The sequence below is a fragment of the Thiocapsa sp. C2-2m genome, from assembly GCF_041903745.1.
In the GTDB taxonomy this organism is placed as follows: domain Bacteria; phylum Pseudomonadota; class Gammaproteobacteria; order Chromatiales; family Chromatiaceae; genus Thiocapsa; species Thiocapsa roseilacustris.
Window position 1 is genome coordinate 1 of sequence record NZ_JBBWVD010000023.1, and the last position, 19,402, is coordinate 19,402.

Here is a 19,402-nt window from a genome sequence, read left to right on the forward strand (position 1 = left end):
TCGGTGGCCGCTTTGCGCCGGAATCGGTGGCCGCTTTGAACCGGAACGAGTGGCCGGTTTGAACCAGAATGGGTGGCCGCTTTAAATCAGATTGGGTGGCCGGATTGGGCCGGAATACGCACAGCCCGTCGCTCGACGACCTCTTCATGAAGTTTTCGGAGCAGGAATGAGCCGCCGTGCCCCCACCCTCTCCTGCTGTCTCGCCGTCTTTCAGTGGCAGAGCCGGGCGGTCTTGGGCCGGCATCTCAGCGTCTACTTGCGCAACTGGCACACCGCGGCGCTGCCGCCTTTGCTCGAGCCGATCATCCTGCTCCTGGCGTTCGGGTTCGGGCTGGGTGCCTTCATCCCCAATTTCGCCTGGCGTGAGCAGTCGATCACCTATCTCGCGTATCTTGCCCCTGGCATGCTCGCCTACACGGCCTTCATGACGGCCTTCTTCCAAGCGCTCTTTGCTGCCTACATCCGGATGCACTACCAGAAGACCTGGGAAGGCCAGTTGATCACCCAGATCCGGTTGGAGCATGTGGTTTGGGGCGAGCTCCTCTGGGCCGCGACCTTGGGGACCGCCTATGCCCTCATCGTCACGCTGGTGTTGGCGGGTTTCACCCTGGTCGGGTGGCTGGATCTCAATTGGACCGGCGCCTTGCTCGCCCTACCGTTGCTGTTTCTCGCCTCGCTGGCGTTCGCGACCCTGGGTCTGCTCTTCGCGGCGATCGTGCCCAGCATCGACCACATGAACATCCCCTTCTTCCTGGTGATCATGCGCATCCGGCGCCTATGTCAAGCGGATCTGGTGGAACAACAGGGAGCAAGAGATTCGCATCAGGTACGGCTTCGATCCCGTCGATGACAAGGTTCTCTACGTGCGTGCCGATTTCAGTCCGTCAGGTCAAGCGATCTGGACCTGCTCCGCGCCACGAAGGGACGGCGTACCCGTCAGATATCTGCCCTCGACCTGCCGAGGTTGACCGCCTCGGCCTCGATCTCGCGATAGGCCGCCGCTAGGTGCTCCGCCCAAGTGTCGATCTGCGCCGTCGTGCGAAGCCCGTCGTTGCGGATCTCGATCATGACGGCGTGCAGCCCGCGACCTTCGCCATGAACCGGAACCGTGTAATCGACGGCCTCCTCGATCGGGTAGGGCTTATTGTCTCCGACGATGCCATCTACGCGGAGGGCGAGCGCCTTCGACAGGAGTGCCGCGAAGCGGCGGTCGCGCCAGTGCGAGACCCCGACGGGCCAGGGTCGTTGTTCGCCGTTCAGGGCCGGTGTGAAACTGTGGATACTGAGCAAGAGGCTCGGGCGGCTCGAGCGGGCGTCGATTAGCCGATCGATGGCCTCGTGGTAAGGCCGGAAGAGGGTCTCGACCCGGAGCGCTCGCGCCTGCGTGGTGAGCTCGAGATTGCCCGGGATGGATATGCCGGCACTCTGCTCCGCAATCGATGCCGCGTTGGAGAGCGGCCGGTTGCAGTCGATCACCAGCCGCGAGTAGCCGCTCGACACCAAGGGTGCGTCGAGCTGTGCCGAGAGTCGCAGCGCCAATTCGGCCGCACCTGGATCCCAACCGATATGATCCGCCAACTGCTCGGGCGCCAGACCGAGTGTGCCCAGTCGACGTGGGACCCGGTTCGAGGCATGGTCGCAGACCAGGACGGCGCTGCCGGCGCCCTGCGCATTGACGATCTCGAAGGCCGGCGGCTCCTCAGGGTCCAACAACCCCGCCGGCCAGCCCCGAGGCGCTGCGCTCATACCTCGTCGGTCCAGACTTTGAAGCTCTTCAACACATTCGGCCCGAAGGCATTGCTGATGGCGACATCGGCCGCATCCCGGCCCTGCGCGATCAGGATTCGACCGATGCGCGGGATCTTGTTGCGAGGATCGAAGGTGTGCCAGCGCCCGCCGAGATAGACCTCCATCCAGGCCGAGAAGTCCATCGGGTCCGGCGAGGCGGGCACGCCGATGTCGCCGAGATAGCCAGTGCAGTAGCGCGCCGGGATGTTCATGCAGCGGCAGAAGGCGATCGCCAGATGGGTGTAGTCACGACACACACCCTTGCGCTCGTTGTAAGCCTCGAGCGCGGTCTTGGTCGCACGCGCATGCTGGTACCCGAACTCGATATGGCCATGGACGAAGTCGCAGATCGCCTGGACCCGCGCCCAGCCCGGGGGCGTCTGCGAGAAGCGCTTCCAGGCGATCTCGGAGAGCCGATCGGTTTCGCAATAGCGGCTTCCCAGTAGATAGACCAGGGTCTCCCCGGGCAGATCCTCGACCGCGTGCTGCATCGCCTCCGCGTGAATCGGGTCCGGAAGACCGTTGTCCATGACGAGCGCATCGGCGGAGATGCGGATCTCGCCCGCGGGTGCCACGATGCGGGTGCACCAGTTGCCGAAGCCGTCGCGGTAGGCGGTCATGGGCACCGACGGGCGGGTGACGATGGGGTCGGCCCGGACCATATCGGAGACCCTGCTGAAATGGACGTTCAGCGTCAGGATCATGGGTGTCGGCTGGGGACACTCGAAGACCATCTCGTATCCGATTCGGATCTGCATCCTGAACCTCCCGCCGGGGTAAGCCCCGGGATTGTCTGTGAGCGCGGACCTTCGGTCGGCGTATGTGATCGGTTAAGAGCGAGTCCAGCATAGCACCGAACAGGCGCGTTCATCGGCCATCCGGCAACGACTGCGCACGCGAGGACCGCAATACCGGTCGGCCCCTTCGGCATCCCGATAGATGACCGAGACGCGTCATACGGAAAGCCGCTACACTGGTCGTCAATGTGAGCTCCTTGAACAGGGCAATTCTATGAAGCGCAGGCATCGCGATGCGAAGGTTGATGAAGTGAGTGCGTCGACGGCTGCGGGCCTGTCCGAGCCGATCGATGCGCCGTTCGGTCAACGTGGGTCGAAGGATGCCGAGACCTGGCTCTTCGACAGCGATCTCGAAGCGGTTCATGAGGCGGCGACGCAGGTTCGGGAATTCTGCGCCGATTTGGGTTTCGGCGATGTCGAGATCGCGCGAATCGAGCTCTGCGTCTACGAGGCATTCGTCAATGCCGTCGAGCATGCCTACGGCAACCGACCCGGGCACGAGGTTCGCATCATGGTGGACGTGGATGCCGCACGCCTGCGTGTGCGGGTCTGTCAACGCGGCGTGCCGCTCGATGCCGGGTTGATCGCGCAGACCCCGACCGGGTTCGACGATCTGCCGAGCGGACTGGACGCACTCGATTGCGAGTCGCGCGGCCGCGGCATCCGGATCATCAAGGCCATCATGTCGAGCTGCAGGGTAGAGGCCGACGGCGACTACGCCTGTCTGTCCATGACCACACCGCGGCCCGAGACGCAGTCTTAGTCGAGAGGCGCGGTCCGCGACGCCGGCAGCCAGTTGCTCGGTCGCAGAATGGCGAGCAATCCTCTGAGCAGATAGACGACATCACGCCCGGCGCGTCTCTGACGGGCGTAGAAGACGTCGCTCATGAGTTTTTCCTCCAACGGGGCATCAGCCGGCACCTCGAGTTGGGTCGGGCCGATCAGCCCGGCCGGCGCTTGCTCCCGGGTTTGCTCCCAATCCTCCTGGAGTCCGTCCGACTCCTCGGGGGAGAGGGGCGTTACGCCGACGAGTCTGAGATCGCCCGAAACGACGGCGAGCAGCCGCGGGAGCCCGCGCAGAATCGGTACGCGCGTATTCCACTCCCGTGCGACGAAGTCGCGCCGCTTGATCTGACCCAGTGCATCGACCTCGCGTTTGTTGCCGCGCAGCAAGACCGGCTCGAGCCATCCGCGCTCCCGATTGGGTAGCGCGGCGAGCGCGGCGATCGGCCAGAGCGGAACCGACAGGATCAGGCCCAGAATTCCGAGCAGACGGTGGACGGGGTCGGCGATCCCGCCGCTCAGCGTCGCCTGCTCGAGATCGGCCAAGAGGCAGGCATCGGTCACCTGAAGGACGGCGCCCGAGTCCACTCGAATCATGGTGTTGGCACTGACGATCGCATTGGTGATCTCCACCAGCTCGCCGACATAGGTGTGCGGCAGGATCACGCTTGAGTTGATGGTCGCACGCCGATCGACGATCACGTCGTCGCTGATCACGACCTCGCCCGTCAGCTCGGCATCGGGTGCGATCCGACAGCGGGCTCCGACCAGGCAGACGCCCTGTTTCAGCGAGCGCGGCGAGACGCGCGATCCGCGCCCCAGGGTCAACCCCAAGGCGGCCTGTCGGCCGGGCAGGATGAGACCGGGCAGGTGTTTCGCAACCGCATCCAGGTTGACCCGGTGATACTCGGCGAGACTCTGCACGGTGCGAACCTGCTCGGCCGCGACGGGGATCCAGGCGGTTTGCGGAGCCGCCGCCCCTCGGCCGGTCGGCGGCCACGACAGCGGGGTCAGGTCGATCGCGCCCGCGCGATGGATCCCGCAGGCCGCGGATACGCCGTCGGCATCGGCCCAAACGGAATCGCCGGGGGTCTCCCGGGCTGCGGAGATCCAGGCGGCGATATCGAACCCATGGATCAGGTCGCCGCGCAGCGCGACGAGGGGTCCATCCAGACGCGTACCGAGTCGATCAACCACCGCGGTCGGATCCTCTTCGCCGCGGGTCAGGGTATAGGTCAGGCGTAGGCCCCAGCGTGTTCCGTCGCCGATCACCCGCTGGATCTCGTCGGCAAAGGGCGAGACCACGACCAGAATCCGTCGGATGCCGGCCTTGGCGAGCGACTCCAAGGCGTGCTCGATCATCGGTTTGCCGGCGACCGGCAAGAGCGCGACGCTGGTGCGCTCGGTCAGCGGTGTGAGCTCGGCGCCGAGACGGTCGGCAAAGAGGACGGCCTGGTCCATAACGATCACCCAAGAAAAAGGATTCGAGAAGGTCTGAAGGGCGTCGGCTGCGACGATCGTCGAGGTCTTCGAGGTCGTGCCGACGCGAGACGGGTACCTGTCATGTCCGGGACTGAATTAGTAGGCGCCCCGTCCGAACAACACGGCAGGCACCGTCTGCCAGAGGAGTTTGATGTCGGTCCACAGGGACTGTGATTCGATATAGCGAACATCCAGCTCGACTTGCTCGGGGAAGGGGATATCGGATCGCCCCGAGACCTGCCAAATACAGGTGATGCCGGGCGTGACCTCCAGGCGCCGCCGGTCGGAGAGCGAGTATTCGTCGACCTCCGCCGGGACCGGCGGGCGCGGGCCGACCAGCGACATATCGCCCTTGATCACGTTCCACAACTGCGGCAGCTCGTCGATCGATGCCTTGCGGATGAACCGGCCGATGCGGGTGATGCGCGGGTCGCGCTGCATCTTGAAGGTGACCCCGCCGGACATCTCGTTGTCCGCGAGCAGCTCGGCCTTGCGCGCCTCGGCATCCATGTACATGGAGCGGAACTTGTACATGGTGAAGATCTGACCCCAGCGCCCGACGCGTGTCTGCTTAAACAGCGCCGGTCCGGGTGATTCGAGCCGGATCGCCAGCACCAGCAGCCCGAAGATCGGCAACAGCAGGATGAACAAGGGGCCGGCCAGCAGGATATCCAGGGCGCGCTTGAGCAGATAGGCCGAGCGTACGACCGCCACCCAGGCGAGCCGCTTGGCGCCGATGCGCAATCGGATCACCCACGCGGGTTGACCGGCGCGGCTGTAGCGGCGCAGCAGCAGCTCTTCCATCGAGGTTTGGCTCGGTCGTTCGTCGCTGCTCGTCATGAGGTCTCCCCGCCGCGCGCCTGTCGCCAGACGCGGTAAAGGAATAAGGGGTTGCCGATCACATAGCGTCGCCACATTCGCCCGGGCTCCTGCATCAGCCGCCAGGTCCATTCGAGCCCGATCTCGCGCATCCACACCGGCGCCCGGGGGATGCGGCCCGAGTAGAAGTCGAACAGACCGCCGACCCCCATGCGCACCGGCAGCGTCAGGCGCTCCTGGTTGCGCGCGAGCCATTTCTCCTGACGGGGCACCCCGAAGGCAACCAACAGGATCGCGGCGCCCGAGGCGTTGATCCTGTCGATGACGGCGTCCTCGTCGGCCGGGTCGAAATAGCCGTCTTGAACCCCGTCGATGCGCAGACCCGGAAACTGCGCCTGCATGTTCGCCGCCACCGCATCGGCGATCCCCGGGCGCGCGCCGAGCAGGAACAGGCCGAGGCCCGTCTGCGCGGCCCGCTCGCACAGCTGCGGGAAGAGGTCGGTGCCGTTGACGTTGGCCTGCAGGGCGACCCCGAGCATCCGACAGCCGATGTGGATTCCGATCCCGTCGGGCAGGACGCGCGCGGCGTCGAGCAGGATCCGACGATACTCGGCATCGACATAGGCGATGTTGAGGCAATCCGGGTTGACGAAGGCCAGCAACGCGGGATCCCCGGCGCGGGCGCGCGCCGCGATCCAGTCCACCGCCTCGGGCATGGTGGTGTTGACGATCGGGACACCGAAGAACTCAAGCAGCGGAGGCGTGGGCGCCTCGCCTCCGCCGAGAACCTCCCCGATCAGGGAACGGACCACCAAGCCGGCGTCGCCCCGCGCGCTTTGCCCGTATGCGTAGTCCCTGTCGATCTGCGTCTCCGGTGCATAGGCAACACCGGTGCGGCTCTTGAGCCGATAGGGGGAAAAGTAACCGGGTCTGACCGTGAACCGCACGGCCGCCTCGACATCGACCTGCGCTGCCTCGCGTCCAGTCATGGGGCGTGGTCCGGCGACGGCCAAGTCCCCGCGCAGGATATTCAGCAGCACCGCAAGACCGCGCCCCGGCGTCGGCCCGGCGAAGTAAAGCCGCTCGAAGGGTGCGCGGAAACGCCCGACCAAAGGCTCGCGGTCGAAGATTCGACCCTCGCGCGCGTGCGCCACCGCGCCGCGCAGCAACAGCAGCGGAGCGAGTAGCACCAAGAGCAACAACGCGAGCGTCAGGTCGAGTGCCCGCGAGAGGACAACCCCGAGGACGTTGAGCGGCGGCAAGAGACTCCGCAGCCAGAGTGCGCGCCACGGCCGTTGACGGCGGCCGAGCGGACCCGGGATCTTCAAGTCGGATTTGCGCTTCACGATGTCGTCGCCCCGGCTTCGGAGCGGGAGTCCTTCCCGGACGAGATCTCTGCACCGACCGGGGCGCGGACCGATGTCGCATCGCTGCGGGCAATGATCCGGGCCGGGACCCCGACCGCAAGGCAGCCGTCGGGGACGTCCTGAATCACCACGGCATTGGCCCCGATCGCAACATCGTTGCCGATGCGGATCGGGCCGAGCACCTTGGCGCCGGCCCCGATGTCGACCCGGTCGCCGATCACGGGTGCTCCGCGAACCCCACGATGCCGAAGACCCACCGTCACCCCGTTGCGTACGACACAGTCGTCGCCGAAGACGGCGTCGCCGCTGATGATGATGCCGCCGAAATGCTCGATCAGGAAGCGCCGGCCGACCCGCACCTCGCAGGGCAGATCGATCCCGGTCATGATCTGGGAGAGCACCTTGAGGAGCTTGTAGAGGAACGAGAACGGCCAGCGCAAGACGCGGTTCTCGATCCGGTAGCGCCAGCGCCCGAAGCGATAGACGAGCATGACCCAGAACCCTTGGCGCGCCCAGTCGCGTTCGTAGGTCTGCCAGTCTTCACGGATGTTCTCGAACATGGATTTGATCCCGACTCGATGCTTACCAGGGTCTCGGCGGCGATCGACGTCCGCCGGCCGTCTCGCGCCAGGCCCGATCGAGCAGCGCGACGATCGCCGATGACTCGGCGCGCTTGGCGCTGCGCTGCGGGTCGCCGCCGCGGTTGCGCCAGGCGCGAATCCGATGCCAGCTCGCCTCCAGTTGACGCACCGCCCAAGCGCCGAGCCAGCCGTGGTGCTTGCGATAGTAGAGCAGACCGCTGCGCATCCGCCAGAGTGTGAGCTGTGCACCTTTGCCGGCGGCGCTCATGTCCAGGTCCCCATGGGTGCGCGAGGACTCGCCGCCGATATGGACCACCACCACATCCGGCCAATAACGGATCCGCAGGCCCGCTGCGCGGATCCGTCGGCACAGATCGACCTCTTCGTAATAGAGAAAGAACGACTCGTCGAAATCGCCGATGCGGGCCAGCAGGTCGCGGCGGACGATCGAGAAGGCGCCCGGAACCCAGTCGATGTCCGCGGGTTCCATCGGGTCCGCCCAGGTGCGGTCGAACCGACCGAAGAAGCGGCTGCGCGGGAAGCGTGCCGCCAGCCCGGAGAGCGTCAGGAGCTCGATGAGCAAGGACGGAAACATCCTGGCCGAGGGCTGCCATTCGCCGTCTCGCCCGATCAGCCGCGCCCCGCCCAGACCGATCCCCGGGTCTTCATCCATGTAGCGCACCGCACGCTCCAGCGCACCCGGTTCGAGGAAGGCATCGGAATTGAGCAGGACCAGATAGCGCCCGTGCGCCGACTTGAACCCCAGGTTGTTGGCCGCCGCGAAGCCGAGATTGGTCGCGCTGCGGATCAGGGTCGCCTGCGGGAAGCGCTCGGCGACCCGGTCCGCCGAGCCGTCGCGCGAGGCGTTGTCGACCACGATGATCTCGTAGCTGACCGTGCCGGCCTCGGCGATCAGTGTCTCGATACAGTCCACGAGCAGGTCGCGGGTGTTGAAGGAGACGATGACGACCGAGACGTCGGGTGTGGTTGAATCGGACATCGGCATGGCTCCCCCTTAATCCTTCTGCTCGGTGTCGTTGCGCTCGGTGCGCACCCAGGCGGCATCGGTTCGGGAGGCCCGTCCGATGGCGCGCAGGATGGTGAGCTTCCAGAGGATGTAAAAGGGTGCCGTCGCCAGGGCAAGCAGATCGCGCCAACCGCCGCCCCCGATACGAATCGCCGCAACCACATGCACCCCGACCAGCATCAGGCCGAGCAGGGCGTAGGCACGCGTCGGTCCGAACGGAGGAAGCAGGGCCGGGAGCAGCAGCAGAACATGGAAGGCCAGCGGCAGCAGCAGGAGCTCGAGCAGCGGCTCGGTCAGGCGCCGCTCGCCCGCAAGAATGCGTCCGAGCAGCCGAGGCGACCAGTCGATGATCATCCGGAAGCGTCCGCCTTCCCAGCGTGCGCGCTGGCTGGCCCCGCCGCCCCGGGTCATGGGCGCGTCGGTCCGAACGTCGGTCGCCGCGGCGTAGACCACCCGCCGACCGCTGGCGACCAGGCGCAGGTGATATTCCAGGTCCTCCACGACGCTGGTCGCCTCGTAGGGTACGGCCGCGAGGGTCTCGCGGGTCAGCCCGAATCCGTTGCCGAGGATGCCGACCGAGAGCGCCCAGCGCTCGCGCCCGCGCAGCCGCAGCACGTTGAAGGCCATCCAAGCGATACCCATCAGGCGCGCTCGCAGGCTGGCCTCCGGGTTGTTGATCCGATAGCCGCACTGGACTGCCGCGGCGCCGCGGCGCATCAGTCGCCGCTGCTCGGTCACCAGATTCGGCGCGACCCAGGTGTCGGCATCGACGACGATGAATGCATCGAAGGGCTCGGCCAGCAGGATGGCGAAGGCGAAGTCGAGCGCATAGCCCTTGCCGCGACGCTGCGGGTCGCGACGCTCCAGGACGCGCGCCCCGGCGGAGCGCGCCAGCGCGGCGGTGTCGTCGCTGCAGTTGTCGGCGATGACCACGACCTCGAAACCCGCATCGCCCGGGTCGCAGGCGCGCAGCGATGCGACGGTGTGCGCAATGCCCTCGGCTTCGTCATGGGCCGGGACCAGGATGGCGATGCGTCCGATGGGCGTCGTCGACTTCGGATCCGTTTCGCGCCGCGGCGGGAGGATTCCGCCGAGCGTCAGGAGCAGCAGCTCGATCGTGCCTGGCAGGCTCGGCAGGGCGAGCAGGATGCCGAGCAGCATCCATGGCCAGAGGGCCTCGTTGATCACGGCAGCACCTCCGCCGGGCCCAGGACGACCAGGCTGTAAGCCGGAACCGTGACCCGGATCCGGTCCTTACCGATCGGCCGCACGGCAAGGGGTTGCGGTCGGACCTCGTCGGCGGTCTCGTTGCCCTTGAAGGGCTCGGAGGCATCCAGGACGTGCCCGCGGGTCGGTCTCGGGAACTGCGTATCGGGAAAGCGCAGCGTCAGGCGTCGGGGCTCGGGGGCGTCGGAGACGATCGCGACAGACCAGCCATGCGGGCCTCGGAAGGGTGCGACGAGCAATCCGCCGTCCTCGTCGGTCATGGATGCCCGGTGGAGCTCTCCTCCGATGACCTGATTGAGCAAGGCGACCGCCCATCCGGTCGGGCGCAGTCGATCGCCGCGGGTCAGGTCGCGCGTGACGCCGAACAGCGGGACCAGACTTGAGGTATCTTCGACGCGGGTGTCGAAGCCAGCGAGGGTATAGACGCACTGGCGCCGCGCGCCCGATGCCATGGCTTCGAGCAACCGTTTGGCCAGGGCAGGACCGGAGGCTGCGCCCGTGACGATCGCCGCGCGATCGTCGTCGGCGGCGTCCCCGCGTGTCGTGTGCAGGTTGACCTCGTAGACGGCCAGTTCCTGCTCGGCGGGTTGTCCGGCGACGATCTCCCTCAGACGTCCGCCGTCATCCGCGAACAACAGCTCAAGCGCCCGATCCAGATCGGCCGCATCCAAGCGCGACAGCATGTAGGGAGCGACGGCGAGGATGTCGGCCTTTGTGCTGGCCGCGGCGACCTTGATCGCCGCGTAGGGGTTGGCGTGTTGGGCGTTGACGACGTGGCGCAGTGCCGGGTGGTTGCCCGCACCCTCTTCGAGCGCCTTGAAGAGTCGGTCGGCGGCGGCGCCGTGGTGGTCTGCATCCTGGATCCCGGCCGGGCGGAAGATGGCGTTCCAGTTTTCGTTGCCGAATTCGACCAGAACCTCCGCGAGCCCGTTGGCTTCGATGCGCTCGGCGAGCCAGGCACCGAGACGCCGCGCCTCGTCGGTCGTGAAGGTCGTGGGCATGACCAGCCAGGGGTTAGCCCCGACTGCACGACTGAGGTCGAGAAACTCGGGTAGGCCGTAGCCGTACTCGGCACTGTTGCCCGGACGATACCGGCTCGCGCGCCGAGCATGCGGCTCGGCTAGGCGGTTGTCGAGCGTGTCGCCGAGCTGGCCCTGCCAGTCACGCAGATAGCCGGGGCGAAGATGCATCAGGGCAGCGATGACTTCGGGGCGGAAGGCACTCGTGGCCGGGGCTGCGGGGCCGCCGGCTTCCGTAGCCATATCGTTCTCCGCCGCGATCGGGCCGAGCCAGGCGTCGTCGAGATGGATCTGTCCCGGACCACCGACCTCGATGGCGAGTTCCAATGCACCGATCGGTCCCGTGTCCGCGGCTTCGAATCTTTGCTCGATGCGCTGCCAGCCCGGCTCCGGGCGCAGTGTCAGGTCGAGAAAGGGCGCCGAGCCGTGACGCCGAAAGAGGATGCGCACCTGCGGCGGATCGCCGGTCTCGGCGTGGATCCAGAGCGAGAACAGCCAGAGACCCTCGACCGGGAGGAGCTTTCCGGCACGCGTCCCGATGGTGTCGAGATGGCTGCTTAGGCGCAAGGTCGCTCCGGACAGGGGTGTGAGGGCCAGCGAGCGCCGGCCGGGACTCGTCGGGGCGGTCAGTGTGGCGTCGACCTGAACGCGCCCCTTGGTGGTGTCGGGCAGCCACCAGTGTGTCGGCGGAAGATCGTCGCGAATGCGTGTCAAAGCGACGATATCTCCGGGGGCGAGTCGATCGTCGAGCCCGTCGGTGATCAGCTCCGGAAGACCGTGGCGGCCCACGCCGCGTGAGTCGAAGAGTGTTCCCTGTACACCGGCCGCGGCACCGGTCAGGATCTCGTAAGTGGCGCCGGACCAGAAACCGTCCTCGCGGGCGAGCCAGGTCTGATCGTCGCTGAAGCGGTCGTGATCGGCGTAGGCAACCCGCACCAATGCGCGATCGATGATGCCCTCGAAGCCCGGATTACCAAGCACATTGCGCCGGAGCTGCTCCGCGCCCCAGTAGGTTGAATGACCGAGATTCATCCCGATGCGCTCGACGTCCCCAACCAGGGGTGTGGCCTCGACATGGGCCTCGACCGAGACGGGGGCAGCGCGCGGGATCCGCAGATCGGTCGGTGTCTCGGGCAGGGGATCGCTCCGGGCCACGCCGGTCCCGGCGATCAGGGCGGCCAGTGCGACCGCGATCAGCGATCGGAGATGCGTCATGGCGTCTCTCCCAGGCGGCGTTGCAGGATGTCCGCCAGGCGTCGTGTGTTGCTCTCGAGGTCGTACTTCTCGATGACCCGTCGGCGTCCGGCCTCGCCGAGTCGGCGGCGACGCTCGGGATCCGCGATCAGACCCGCGATCGCCTCGGCCAGTGCGGTCTCGTCCGAGGGTGCGACCAGAACGCCGTCGACCCCGTCGCGGATCAGCTCGGGATGCCCGGTGATGAAGGTGGTCACGCAGGGGATCTCCATCGCCATCGCCTCCATCAGGACGACCGGGATGCCTTCTGCGAAGCTTGCCAGCGCGAAACAGTCGGCCTCGGCATAGACGGCACGGATGCGATCCTGGTTGACGACCCCCTCGAAGAGTACGCGATCCTCCAGCCCGAGCCGGCGCACCTGCGCCTCGAGCGACTCACGGTCGGGACCTCCGCCGACCAGGCGTAGGCGCACATCATGACCCGCGTCTACCAAGGCCGCGACCGTATCGACGAGGATGTGCTGCCCTTTGGCCGGGACCAGGCGCCCGACGCACAGGATCTGGAAGGGCGCCGGATGCTCGCGAAAAGGCCGCGGGCTGAAGGCGTTCGGGTCGACCCCGAGCGGAGCGATCTCGAGCTTGGACCAGTGCGCGGGTGGGGAGAGCTTCATGAGCTGACTGCGACAGTAATAACCGATGCAGCAGATGAAGGCGGCACCCTCGACCTTTTCGGCCAAGCGGTAGCCGGGGGCGTCGTAGAACTCGTCCGGACCATGGACCGACATCGAGAATCCGATCGGGAAGATCCGTCCGGCGATCAGCCCCACGGTCGCGGCCGGGGTCGCAAAATGGACATGCAGATGACCGAGCCCCCGTCCGGTCAGCCAATGCCCGATCATGACGGCCTCGACGAAATAGAAGAGGCTGTAGATGAGCTTCCGGATATCGGTGCCGCCGAGTCTCAGGGCAAAGAGCAGGCCCTTGGCATAGGCTGCGGGGCGCGCGCGCAGGGTCGCCCAATGCGCACGCAGCGCCCCGCGCACGCCGTCCGCCTTGACGTAATAGGTCGTCGCCGCCTCTTCGCGCTCCTCCTCGGCCAGGGACTCGGCAGGGCGATCCGGGCTATTGATCGAGGCGACGTCGATACGGATGCCGAGCTCGCGCAGACGGCGAACCTCGCGCAGGATAAAGGTGTGCGAGGCCGCCGGGTATTGACTGACCAGGTAGGCGAGCGCGAGAGGCGTGCGTGCGTTGTCGTTCATGTGTTGCGTCCTTGGCGATTCGAGAGTGCTAAGGTCTGCCGTGGCTCATGAGCCGGCGCTGGTCCGGCGCCGGTTGCGGGCCGCGACCGGGTCCGCGAGCAGATCCCGATACAGCTCGATGGTCGAGTCCACCTTCGCGTCCCAGGCATAACGTTCTTCGGACCGGCGGCGTCCGGCTTCCCCGCGCTGTCGCCAGACATCGGGGTTGCGGACCAGGTCGCGCAGCGCGGCCACGAACCCCTCGACGACCGCATCGGGTCCGCTCGGCGGCAGGGCCAGACCGACCTCCGGGTCGATGATCTCCGCCGGCCCGCCGAAGTCCACGGCGATCACCGGACGGGCGCAGGCCATGGCCTCCAGGAGCACCGCACCGCCGGACTCGCGCACCGAGGGTAAACAGAAGACATGTGCCGCGCGGATCTCTGCCGCCACCTCGGGAGGCGGGAGGTTGCCGGTGAAACGCACTTGCTCGCCGAGCCCGAGGCGCGTGGCCTGCTCGCGCCACTCGCCCGACAAGGGACCCTCCCCGACGATGCAGAGCCGGATCGGCATTTCGGGGGCAAGTCGCGCCACCGCGTCGAGCAACATGCCAACCCCTTTGAAGGGCACCAAACGTCCGACGAAGACCAGCCGCAACGGCTCGCCCGCCACGCCCGGCGCGGTCGGCCAGGGCGCGGCCGGGAAGGTCTCGAGCTCCACCCCGTTCTCCAGCACGGGCAGACAGAGGCGATGATAGCGGCGCGGGATGCCGGCGACTGTGGAGCGCGTCGCAGTCAGGATGGCCGCCGCATGACGGGTCCCGCCGGCCAGTGCATCGACGACCCGCCCGAGATGGCGCACCGGGTAGAGCCAGGCCGAGTCCGCGCGGAGGATGTCGCGGAAACCGGGCGGCAGACCCAGGTTGCCGTTCCAGGGTCCAAGCACGACCGGCAGGCCCAGGCGGTGGAGGCGCGTGGCCGCGAGCGGGGAGACCGGGGTCGGGGCATGCACGATGTCCCAGGGCATGCCGTCCCGTGACTCGGCCCGGGCAATGCGCAGCGCCTCGCGGTCGTAGACATAGAAATCCAGCGAGGAGACCAGGAAGACGGCATGCTCGCTCTTGGGGAAAATCCGCGAGGCGACCCGATAGAGCGGGCCGGCAAACCACTCGGTGTCGACATAGAGGATGCGGCCCTCGCCCACCGGCCCACCGGCTGCCTCGATGGCGGGACGGTTGCGGACATGGGTGAGCAAGGTGGTCGGCAGCCTCCGGGCGAGCCGGCTGTACCAGTGCCAGCCGATCTGGGAGACCGAGCCCATGCCGGGGCCGCATTGGTAGGCGGACAGGAGTAAACGCGGTCCTTGTACCGCACGCGGAAGCGTCTTCATGTCAAGCCACTGAGGTAAGATGCGACACGACCTTCAATCGGCAGCAGGAGCCCGCCGCCGGAGGTCGGGTCGCCGGGGACCGGCGGTCGGATGCCGTCGAGCTCTTCCCAGCGTCGAGCGAGATAGCTGAACCACAACGCCGGGGCCTCGCCGGTGGGAATTCGCATGCGCACGAGATAGTCGCCCAGACAGCGGCGTGCCAGCGCCTTCGGGGCGCGAGCGGAGCAGAGCAGGTAGGCGAGGTCGCCGAGCGGGATGCCTTCGAAGGTCGAGGAGCCCCAGTCGAGCACACGAAAATCCGAGCCGTCGGCGCGCGTCAGACGGATGTTGTAGATGCCGAGATCACCGTGCTCGAGGACCATCGGAAGAGACGACGCGAGCCGCTGCAGGTCATCGAGTGCGGCCTCGGCCCTGTGCTGGACGCTGCGGGGCAAGATGCGCCGTGCAATCAAGCGTTGCAGGGGTGCGACGTGACGGGCCTCGATGCTCGCCCGCTCGGGCTGTTGTCGGGTTGTGAGTCCGATCGCCGCCAACCAGTCGGCCATGGCACGACACAATCGCGCGCGGCCCCGCAGACGCCAGCGGATCCCGAAAAAGGGGTGAGTGGGCTCGTAGGTGTAGGCGAGTGCCCAGCGCCCGGCCACCACGGCGGAGTCGGTCGGGCGGATGACGCGGGCGGCTTCGGTCGGCCCCAGTGCCTGCTCGATACGATCGAGCTGCTCGGCCTCGGCATGCAGGTGCTGGCCGCCCGCAAAGCGTGCGGCCTTGATCAGGCGTTGAGGACGTCCGTCCTCGTCCAGGCCGAAGGCCAGGATCGGGTTGCCCGGCCCGAGGCGACCCGAGGCCAACAACCAGCGCTCAGGGGGCGTCGAGCGGATAGCGTCGTCTCCGATGGATGCCAGTGTCCCGCGCAGGGCGGCGAGCAGTGTTCGGTTCGGCTCGCCTCCGTCGCGACAGTAGAGCGCAATCCCTTGCTCGGGCAGAAGCCGCGCCGCCGCGCCTGGGGACAGCCGAGCGCGCAGGCCTGTCGCGGAGCGCGACGGGAAGAGCCGAAGGTCGCGCGCGGCGGCCCGCCAGCCGGCGGGATTGTCCGGGATCAGCACCCGGAAGGCGGGCCAGTCCGGATAGGCTCGCCAGCGGCCGACGGGTGTCAGTCCAGCAGGTATCGCGCCGGCCTTCATGCCAAGGAATCGGCACAGGACACCACCCGGGCGCAGGTGACGTCCTGCCGCGATGTCGTCGGAGAAGACAAGGTCATAGGTGCCTTCGGGTGCCTCGATTCGGCGTACGCGCTCGGGTGCTGCGAGGGCGGCCATCGCCGCGAGCGTTGTCTCCTGCAATCTGTCGTGCGGGGGCTCCACGACCAGGTCGATCATGCCGAGCTCCCCGGCGAGGTGGGGGAGAAAAGCCGGCTCTCGCGCGCCGAGAACCAGGGTGCGGATCTCCGGCCCGAGCGGAAGCAGCAGCTTGAAGTCCGCGAGCCGATAGTCTTCGACGCGCGCCGAGGCCCGCAGATCAGTGCTCATTCGGATGCCCTCTGTTGCGTTGACGACGAGCACCGCCCAAGCGTCCGACCAAACCCCTGACCTTCCCGGCGACGAAGTCCTTTTCGCCCGTATCGAGTTGAACGAGCCACAGGAAGGCCGCCTGGAGTGCGCAGTAGGCGATGCCGGCGACCAAAACCAGCAGGACGCTGCCCCAACGATCGTCGCTGACCGACTCGACCCAGGGCCGAGCCAGCAGATAGAGGGCAAATCCGGTCAGATAGGGCCAGAGACCGGGCAGGAGGGCGTCGCGCATGAAACGGTACTGGCCCAGCGCCAGGAACCGGTTGGTATAGGCCATGTAGATCAACGCACTCAGGATCATGGCTATTGCCACGGCCAGGGTGATCACCACCACATCGATCCCGAAGATCAGAAAGCCGGTGCCGACCAGGATGATCACCAGCGCAAGCTGCGACAGCGGGTAGATCAGCTCGCGTGCCGGGATGCCCATGCCGCGGTAGATGTTCGAGGCCGGACCGGTCAGGACGTTGAGCTGGAAGGGCAGCGTGAAGCAGGCCAGGATCAGCGGCGCCAGGGCAAATTCCGGATTCGGCCCGAGCCAAGCGACCATCAATGGCGCGGCGAAAGCAGCCATGAAGCCCATCATAAAGCCGGTCACCAGATTGATGTAACGCGCGCCCTTCAGATAGAGCCCGAGCAGCTCGCCGCGGCGCTCCTGCGTGTGCATGTAGGAGGTCGCCGGCAGGAAGACGGCGTTCATGGACGACGGGATCGAGGTCGCCATCACCGGGAATTTCTGGGCGACGTCGAACAGTCCGGTCGCCTGCACATTGATGAAGAGCCCCGCGATCAGCTTTTCGATCGAACGTAGGAACATGCCGAGAAAACCGGAGAGCTGCACGATCCCGCCGTAGCGGTAAAAGAGCGCGAGATCGGCCCGGTTGAAGCGCCGCAGCGAGAGCCTCAAGCCCGGGAGGTTGCGGAAGCAGAGCAGGACATTGACGCTGATCGACACCAGATACCGGATCGCGAAGGCATACAGCAGGCCATAGACGCCGAATCCGGCGACCAAGAAGACCACGACCAGCAGGGTCTCGAGCAGAAAGGTTCCGACCCAGACCTGGTTCTGCTGCACGATACGTTGCAGGCCGGTGAGAACATAGGCAAAGGCGCCCCAGCTCAGCTCGAGCACGAAGATGGCCGCGCTGCCGAAGATGAGCACGAACGCGGTGGTCTGCAGCTCGGGCGAAACCGAGAGGGCCTCGATCAGGGTCGGCAGTCCGACCCAGAGTAGCCCGAGCGCGACGACACCGATGAGGCTGACCAACGTCACCCCGGTCGACAGGAGGTCGCCGATCCGGTGCTCCTCGCCTTGGGCATGATACTGGGCGACATAGCGGATGTAGACGTTGGAGACCCCGAAGGCGCTCATCCCCAAATAGCCGATGAGGATGAAGCACACCGCCCAGATGCCGTACTCCTCGAGGCTGATATAGGCCAGGATGATCGGCGGGAGAAAGAAGCGCGTGACGAGATAGAGGAGTTTGGCGCCGACCGAGCTGAAGATGTTGCGGCTCACCAGACGGTTCATACCGCCCGCGTCGAGCGGCTCGCTGCGGGCTGCCGCGGAGGTGCTGTCCTTGGATGCAACGCTGTCCGTCATGGTTGTCCGCTCGCTGTGCTACGGCATCGGTGGTCTGGATCGGTCGCCCGAGATCCGGCCTGCGCCAGAGTCGACGCCCGGACGCGATCCTGGCTGCGGACCTAAGAATACATGATGCAGACGGCATCGAGAGGTGACTCATGTCATGACTCGGCGGAACCGATGGGCCGGTATCGGCTCGGGCGGTGCGGCTGTGTCGGTGCCGATGCCTTCCACGCCGGAGTCCATATAGGCGATGCCCCAGCCGGTGATCAGGAAGAGGAGCGGGACGGTCTGCAGTCCGAGGTAGACGGTGGCGATCGAGAATCCGATCGCCAGGTAGAGGCTCGCCAGGGTGAAGGCCAGCGAGCTCCCGCGAGGCTCGGCGAGCGGTTGGCGCATCCCGTGCGCGGTCAGGCGCACCAGCATGATCAGGATGATCGCGAGCAGGCAGGCCAGCGCGATCAGCCCGTGCATCAAGAGCAGCAGCAAGTAGTAGTTGTCGATCGAGGGCATGCCCGGCACCTTCGGCCAAGCGGTCAGCCCCCATCCGAACCAGAGCTGCTCGGCGGCTATCTCGGAGTACTCGGTCAAGAGCTCCCAGCGGTAGGCAGCCGATTCCTGCGCGACTGTTTCCGCGCCCTCGCGCCCGACCGAGACATAGTCGAGGAACCAAATCACACCGGGTATGCCGACGAAGACGAGGAACGCAATGACGGCACCGATTGCCGCGACCCGTTGGCGCGAGCGCCCGATCATCACCAGCATCGCTGCCAGGATGGCCCCCATCCAGGGCCCGCGCACCATGGTCATGATGACCCCGGCGAGCATTCCGAGCGTGATGAGTCGGCCCTGACTGATCGGCAGCCAGGGGGCGAAGCGGGGTTTCGGGTCCCAGGCGCCGCTCCATTCCAGCCAGCGTTGGATCCGGTAGCCGATCACCATCACGATCCCGGCCAGGATGGCGTGACCGTAGGGGCCGGCGACCCGTGCGAAACCCCAACGAAAGGTCGTGACCCAGCGCGCCTGACCGGGAAAAAAGGGATCCAGGATCATCCGCCAAGGCGTAGTGCCGAAGCGAAACTCGTAGACCGAGACCGCCGAGATGATGAAGAGACAGACCACCAGGGTCTTGGCGAACTGGACCCGATGCCCGGCGGGCTCGATTAGGCTCTTTGCGAAGATGTAGGGCAGTACCACCCAGGTCAGCATGTTGAACATCAGGTTCTGGGCGTCGCTGTAGCCCGATGCCCGGAATTCCGAGATGCTCGCGGCGAGCGCGAAGCCGTAGACCAGGAGGTCCATTGCGTGAAAGCGGAAACCCGGCATTCCGCGCGCGAAGAAGGCGACGGCCGTGCCGACGGCAGCGGCTTGACCGAAGGTCGGGTCCGGCAGCCCGGGCGCGTTCCACCGATAGTATTCCGGCAGCAGGAGCATGGTCGGGAGATAGACCGTCAGGAACGCCGCGTGGGGTCCGCGGGTCAGTCCGATCCAGGCTGCCAGAAGGCCCGGAATCAGCGCGATGATGGCAAGCACGG

Annotated in this window: 16 protein-coding genes; 2 read left to right on the forward strand and 14 right to left on the reverse strand. The window is 66.7% G+C overall.

Features of this window, described 5'->3' with window-relative positions; translation table 11 throughout:
- Positions 1 to 166 precede the first annotated feature (166 nt).
- Positions 167 to 850 carry an ABC transporter permease gene (locus AADX97_RS17660; RefSeq protein WP_374234937.1) on the forward strand — a complete coding sequence of 228 codons (684 nt, stop codon included), beginning with the start codon at positions 167 to 169 and terminating at the stop codon, positions 848 to 850.
- Between the two features lie 86 nt (positions 851 to 936).
- On the opposite strand, the gene AADX97_RS17665 is transcribed toward AADX97_RS17660, so the two are convergent.
- Together AADX97_RS17665 and AADX97_RS17670 are read right to left on the reverse strand one after the other, a co-directional pair.
- A complete protein-coding gene (locus AADX97_RS17665) occupies positions 937 to 1,746 on the reverse strand; it encodes an N-formylglutamate amidohydrolase (RefSeq protein ID WP_374234936.1) in 810 nt (269 codons plus the stop codon).
- Positions 1,743 to 2,546, reverse strand: a complete 804-nt coding sequence (locus AADX97_RS17670; RefSeq protein WP_374234935.1) for a transglutaminase family protein — start codon at positions 2,544 to 2,546, stop codon at positions 1,743 to 1,745. Before AADX97_RS17670 ends, AADX97_RS17665 begins: the two co-directional genes overlap by 4 nt.
- Before the next feature lie 289 nt (positions 2,547 to 2,835).
- Here AADX97_RS17670 and AADX97_RS17675 point away from each other — a divergent pair, with 289 nt between their 5' ends.
- Positions 2,836 to 3,348 (forward strand): ATP-binding protein, encoded by a 513-nt coding sequence (locus AADX97_RS17675; RefSeq protein WP_374234934.1) that lies wholly within the window; start codon positions 2,836 to 2,838, stop codon positions 3,346 to 3,348.
- Here AADX97_RS17675 and AADX97_RS17680 read toward each other — a convergent pair.
- The 12 genes from AADX97_RS17680 to AADX97_RS17735 all read right to left on the reverse strand — a co-directional run bounded on the left by AADX97_RS17680 (position 3,345) and on the right by AADX97_RS17735 (position 19,400).
- Complete coding sequence (locus tag AADX97_RS17680) at positions 3,345 to 4,829, reverse strand: sugar phosphate nucleotidyltransferase (RefSeq protein ID WP_374234933.1); 1,485 nt, start codon at positions 4,827 to 4,829, stop codon at positions 3,345 to 3,347. The two genes, AADX97_RS17675 and AADX97_RS17680, sit on opposite strands and share 4 nt — an antisense overlap.
- Before the next feature lie 117 nt (positions 4,830 to 4,946).
- Positions 4,947 to 5,690: a sugar transferase gene (locus AADX97_RS17685; RefSeq protein ID WP_374234932.1), complete on the reverse strand. Its 744-nt coding sequence runs from the start codon at positions 5,688 to 5,690 to the stop codon at positions 4,947 to 4,949.
- Entirely contained in the window at positions 5,687 to 7,015 is a 1,329-nt protein-coding gene (locus AADX97_RS17690) for a WecB/TagA/CpsF family glycosyltransferase (RefSeq protein WP_374234931.1), read from the reverse strand. Before AADX97_RS17690 ends, AADX97_RS17685 begins: the two co-directional genes overlap by 4 nt.
- The gene (locus tag AADX97_RS17695) at positions 7,012 to 7,596 is read right to left on the reverse strand and encodes a serine O-acetyltransferase (RefSeq protein WP_374234930.1); all 585 of its coding nucleotides are present in this window, start codon (positions 7,594 to 7,596) and stop codon (positions 7,012 to 7,014) included. Before AADX97_RS17695 ends, AADX97_RS17690 begins: the two co-directional genes overlap by 4 nt.
- A 22-nt stretch (positions 7,597 to 7,618) precedes the next feature.
- The gene (locus tag AADX97_RS17700) at positions 7,619 to 8,617 is read right to left on the reverse strand and encodes a glycosyltransferase family 2 protein (RefSeq protein ID WP_374234929.1); all 999 of its coding nucleotides are present in this window, start codon (positions 8,615 to 8,617) and stop codon (positions 7,619 to 7,621) included.
- A 15-nt stretch (positions 8,618 to 8,632) separates the two neighbouring features.
- Entirely contained in the window at positions 8,633 to 9,832 is a 1,200-nt protein-coding gene (locus AADX97_RS17705; RefSeq protein WP_374234928.1) for a glycosyltransferase family 2 protein, read from the reverse strand.
- Positions 9,829 to 12,105 (reverse strand): hypothetical protein, encoded by a 2,277-nt coding sequence (locus AADX97_RS17710; protein ID WP_374234927.1) that lies wholly within the window; start codon positions 12,103 to 12,105, stop codon positions 9,829 to 9,831. The genes AADX97_RS17705 and AADX97_RS17710 overlap by 4 nt, the downstream gene beginning before the upstream one ends.
- Complete coding sequence (locus tag AADX97_RS17715; protein ID WP_374234926.1) at positions 12,102 to 13,346, reverse strand: glycosyltransferase family 4 protein; 1,245 nt, start codon at positions 13,344 to 13,346, stop codon at positions 12,102 to 12,104. The genes AADX97_RS17710 and AADX97_RS17715 overlap by 4 nt, the downstream gene beginning before the upstream one ends.
- 45 nt (positions 13,347 to 13,391) lie before the next feature.
- Entirely contained in the window at positions 13,392 to 14,714 is a 1,323-nt protein-coding gene (locus AADX97_RS17720) for a glycosyltransferase family 4 protein (RefSeq protein WP_374234925.1), read from the reverse strand.
- Positions 14,711 to 16,240 carry a hypothetical protein gene (locus tag AADX97_RS17725; RefSeq protein WP_374234924.1) on the reverse strand — a complete coding sequence of 510 codons (1,530 nt, stop codon included), beginning with the start codon at positions 16,238 to 16,240 and terminating at the stop codon, positions 14,711 to 14,713. Before AADX97_RS17725 ends, AADX97_RS17720 begins: the two co-directional genes overlap by 4 nt.
- Entirely contained in the window at positions 16,230 to 17,885 is a 1,656-nt protein-coding gene (locus AADX97_RS17730) for a lipopolysaccharide biosynthesis protein (protein WP_374234923.1), read from the reverse strand. Before AADX97_RS17730 ends, AADX97_RS17725 begins: the two co-directional genes overlap by 11 nt.
- Before the next feature lie 138 nt (positions 17,886 to 18,023).
- Entirely contained in the window at positions 18,024 to 19,400 is a 1,377-nt protein-coding gene (locus tag AADX97_RS17735; RefSeq protein WP_374234922.1) for an O-antigen ligase family protein, read from the reverse strand.
- Positions 19,401 to 19,402 lie beyond the last annotated feature (2 nt).

Excerpts from the sequence above, each read along its gene's own strand:
- AADX97_RS17660 (WP_374234937.1), top strand. The coding sequence starts at position 167 with ATGAGCCGCCGTGCCCCCACCCTCTCCTGCTGTCTCGCCGTCTTTCAG.
- AADX97_RS17665 (WP_374234936.1), bottom strand. The coding sequence starts at position 1,746 with ATGAGCGCAGCGCCTCGGGGCTGGCCGGCGGGGTTGTTGGACCCTGAG.
- AADX97_RS17670 (WP_374234935.1), bottom strand. The coding sequence starts at position 2,546 with ATGCAGATCCGAATCGGATACGAGATGGTCTTCGAGTGTCCCCAGCCG.
- AADX97_RS17680 (WP_374234933.1), bottom strand. The coding sequence starts at position 4,829 with ATGGACCAGGCCGTCCTCTTTGCCGACCGTCTCGGCGCCGAGCTCACA.
- AADX97_RS17685 (WP_374234932.1), bottom strand. The coding sequence starts at position 5,690 with ATGACGAGCAGCGACGAACGACCGAGCCAAACCTCGATGGAAGAGCTG.
- AADX97_RS17695 (WP_374234930.1), bottom strand. The coding sequence starts at position 7,596 with ATGTTCGAGAACATCCGTGAAGACTGGCAGACCTACGAACGCGACTGG.
- AADX97_RS17700 (WP_374234929.1), bottom strand. The coding sequence starts at position 8,617 with ATGTCCGATTCAACCACACCCGACGTCTCGGTCGTCATCGTCTCCTTC.
- AADX97_RS17710 (WP_374234927.1), bottom strand. The coding sequence starts at position 12,105 with ATGACGCATCTCCGATCGCTGATCGCGGTCGCACTGGCCGCCCTGATC.
- AADX97_RS17715 (WP_374234926.1), bottom strand. The coding sequence starts at position 13,346 with ATGAACGACAACGCACGCACGCCTCTCGCGCTCGCCTACCTGGTCAGT.
- AADX97_RS17720 (WP_374234925.1), bottom strand. The coding sequence starts at position 14,714 with ATGAAGACGCTTCCGCGTGCGGTACAAGGACCGCGTTTACTCCTGTCC.
- AADX97_RS17725 (WP_374234924.1), bottom strand. The coding sequence starts at position 16,240 with ATGAGCACTGATCTGCGGGCCTCGGCGCGCGTCGAAGACTATCGGCTC.
- AADX97_RS17730 (WP_374234923.1), bottom strand. The coding sequence starts at position 17,885 with ATGACGGACAGCGTTGCATCCAAGGACAGCACCTCCGCGGCAGCCCGC.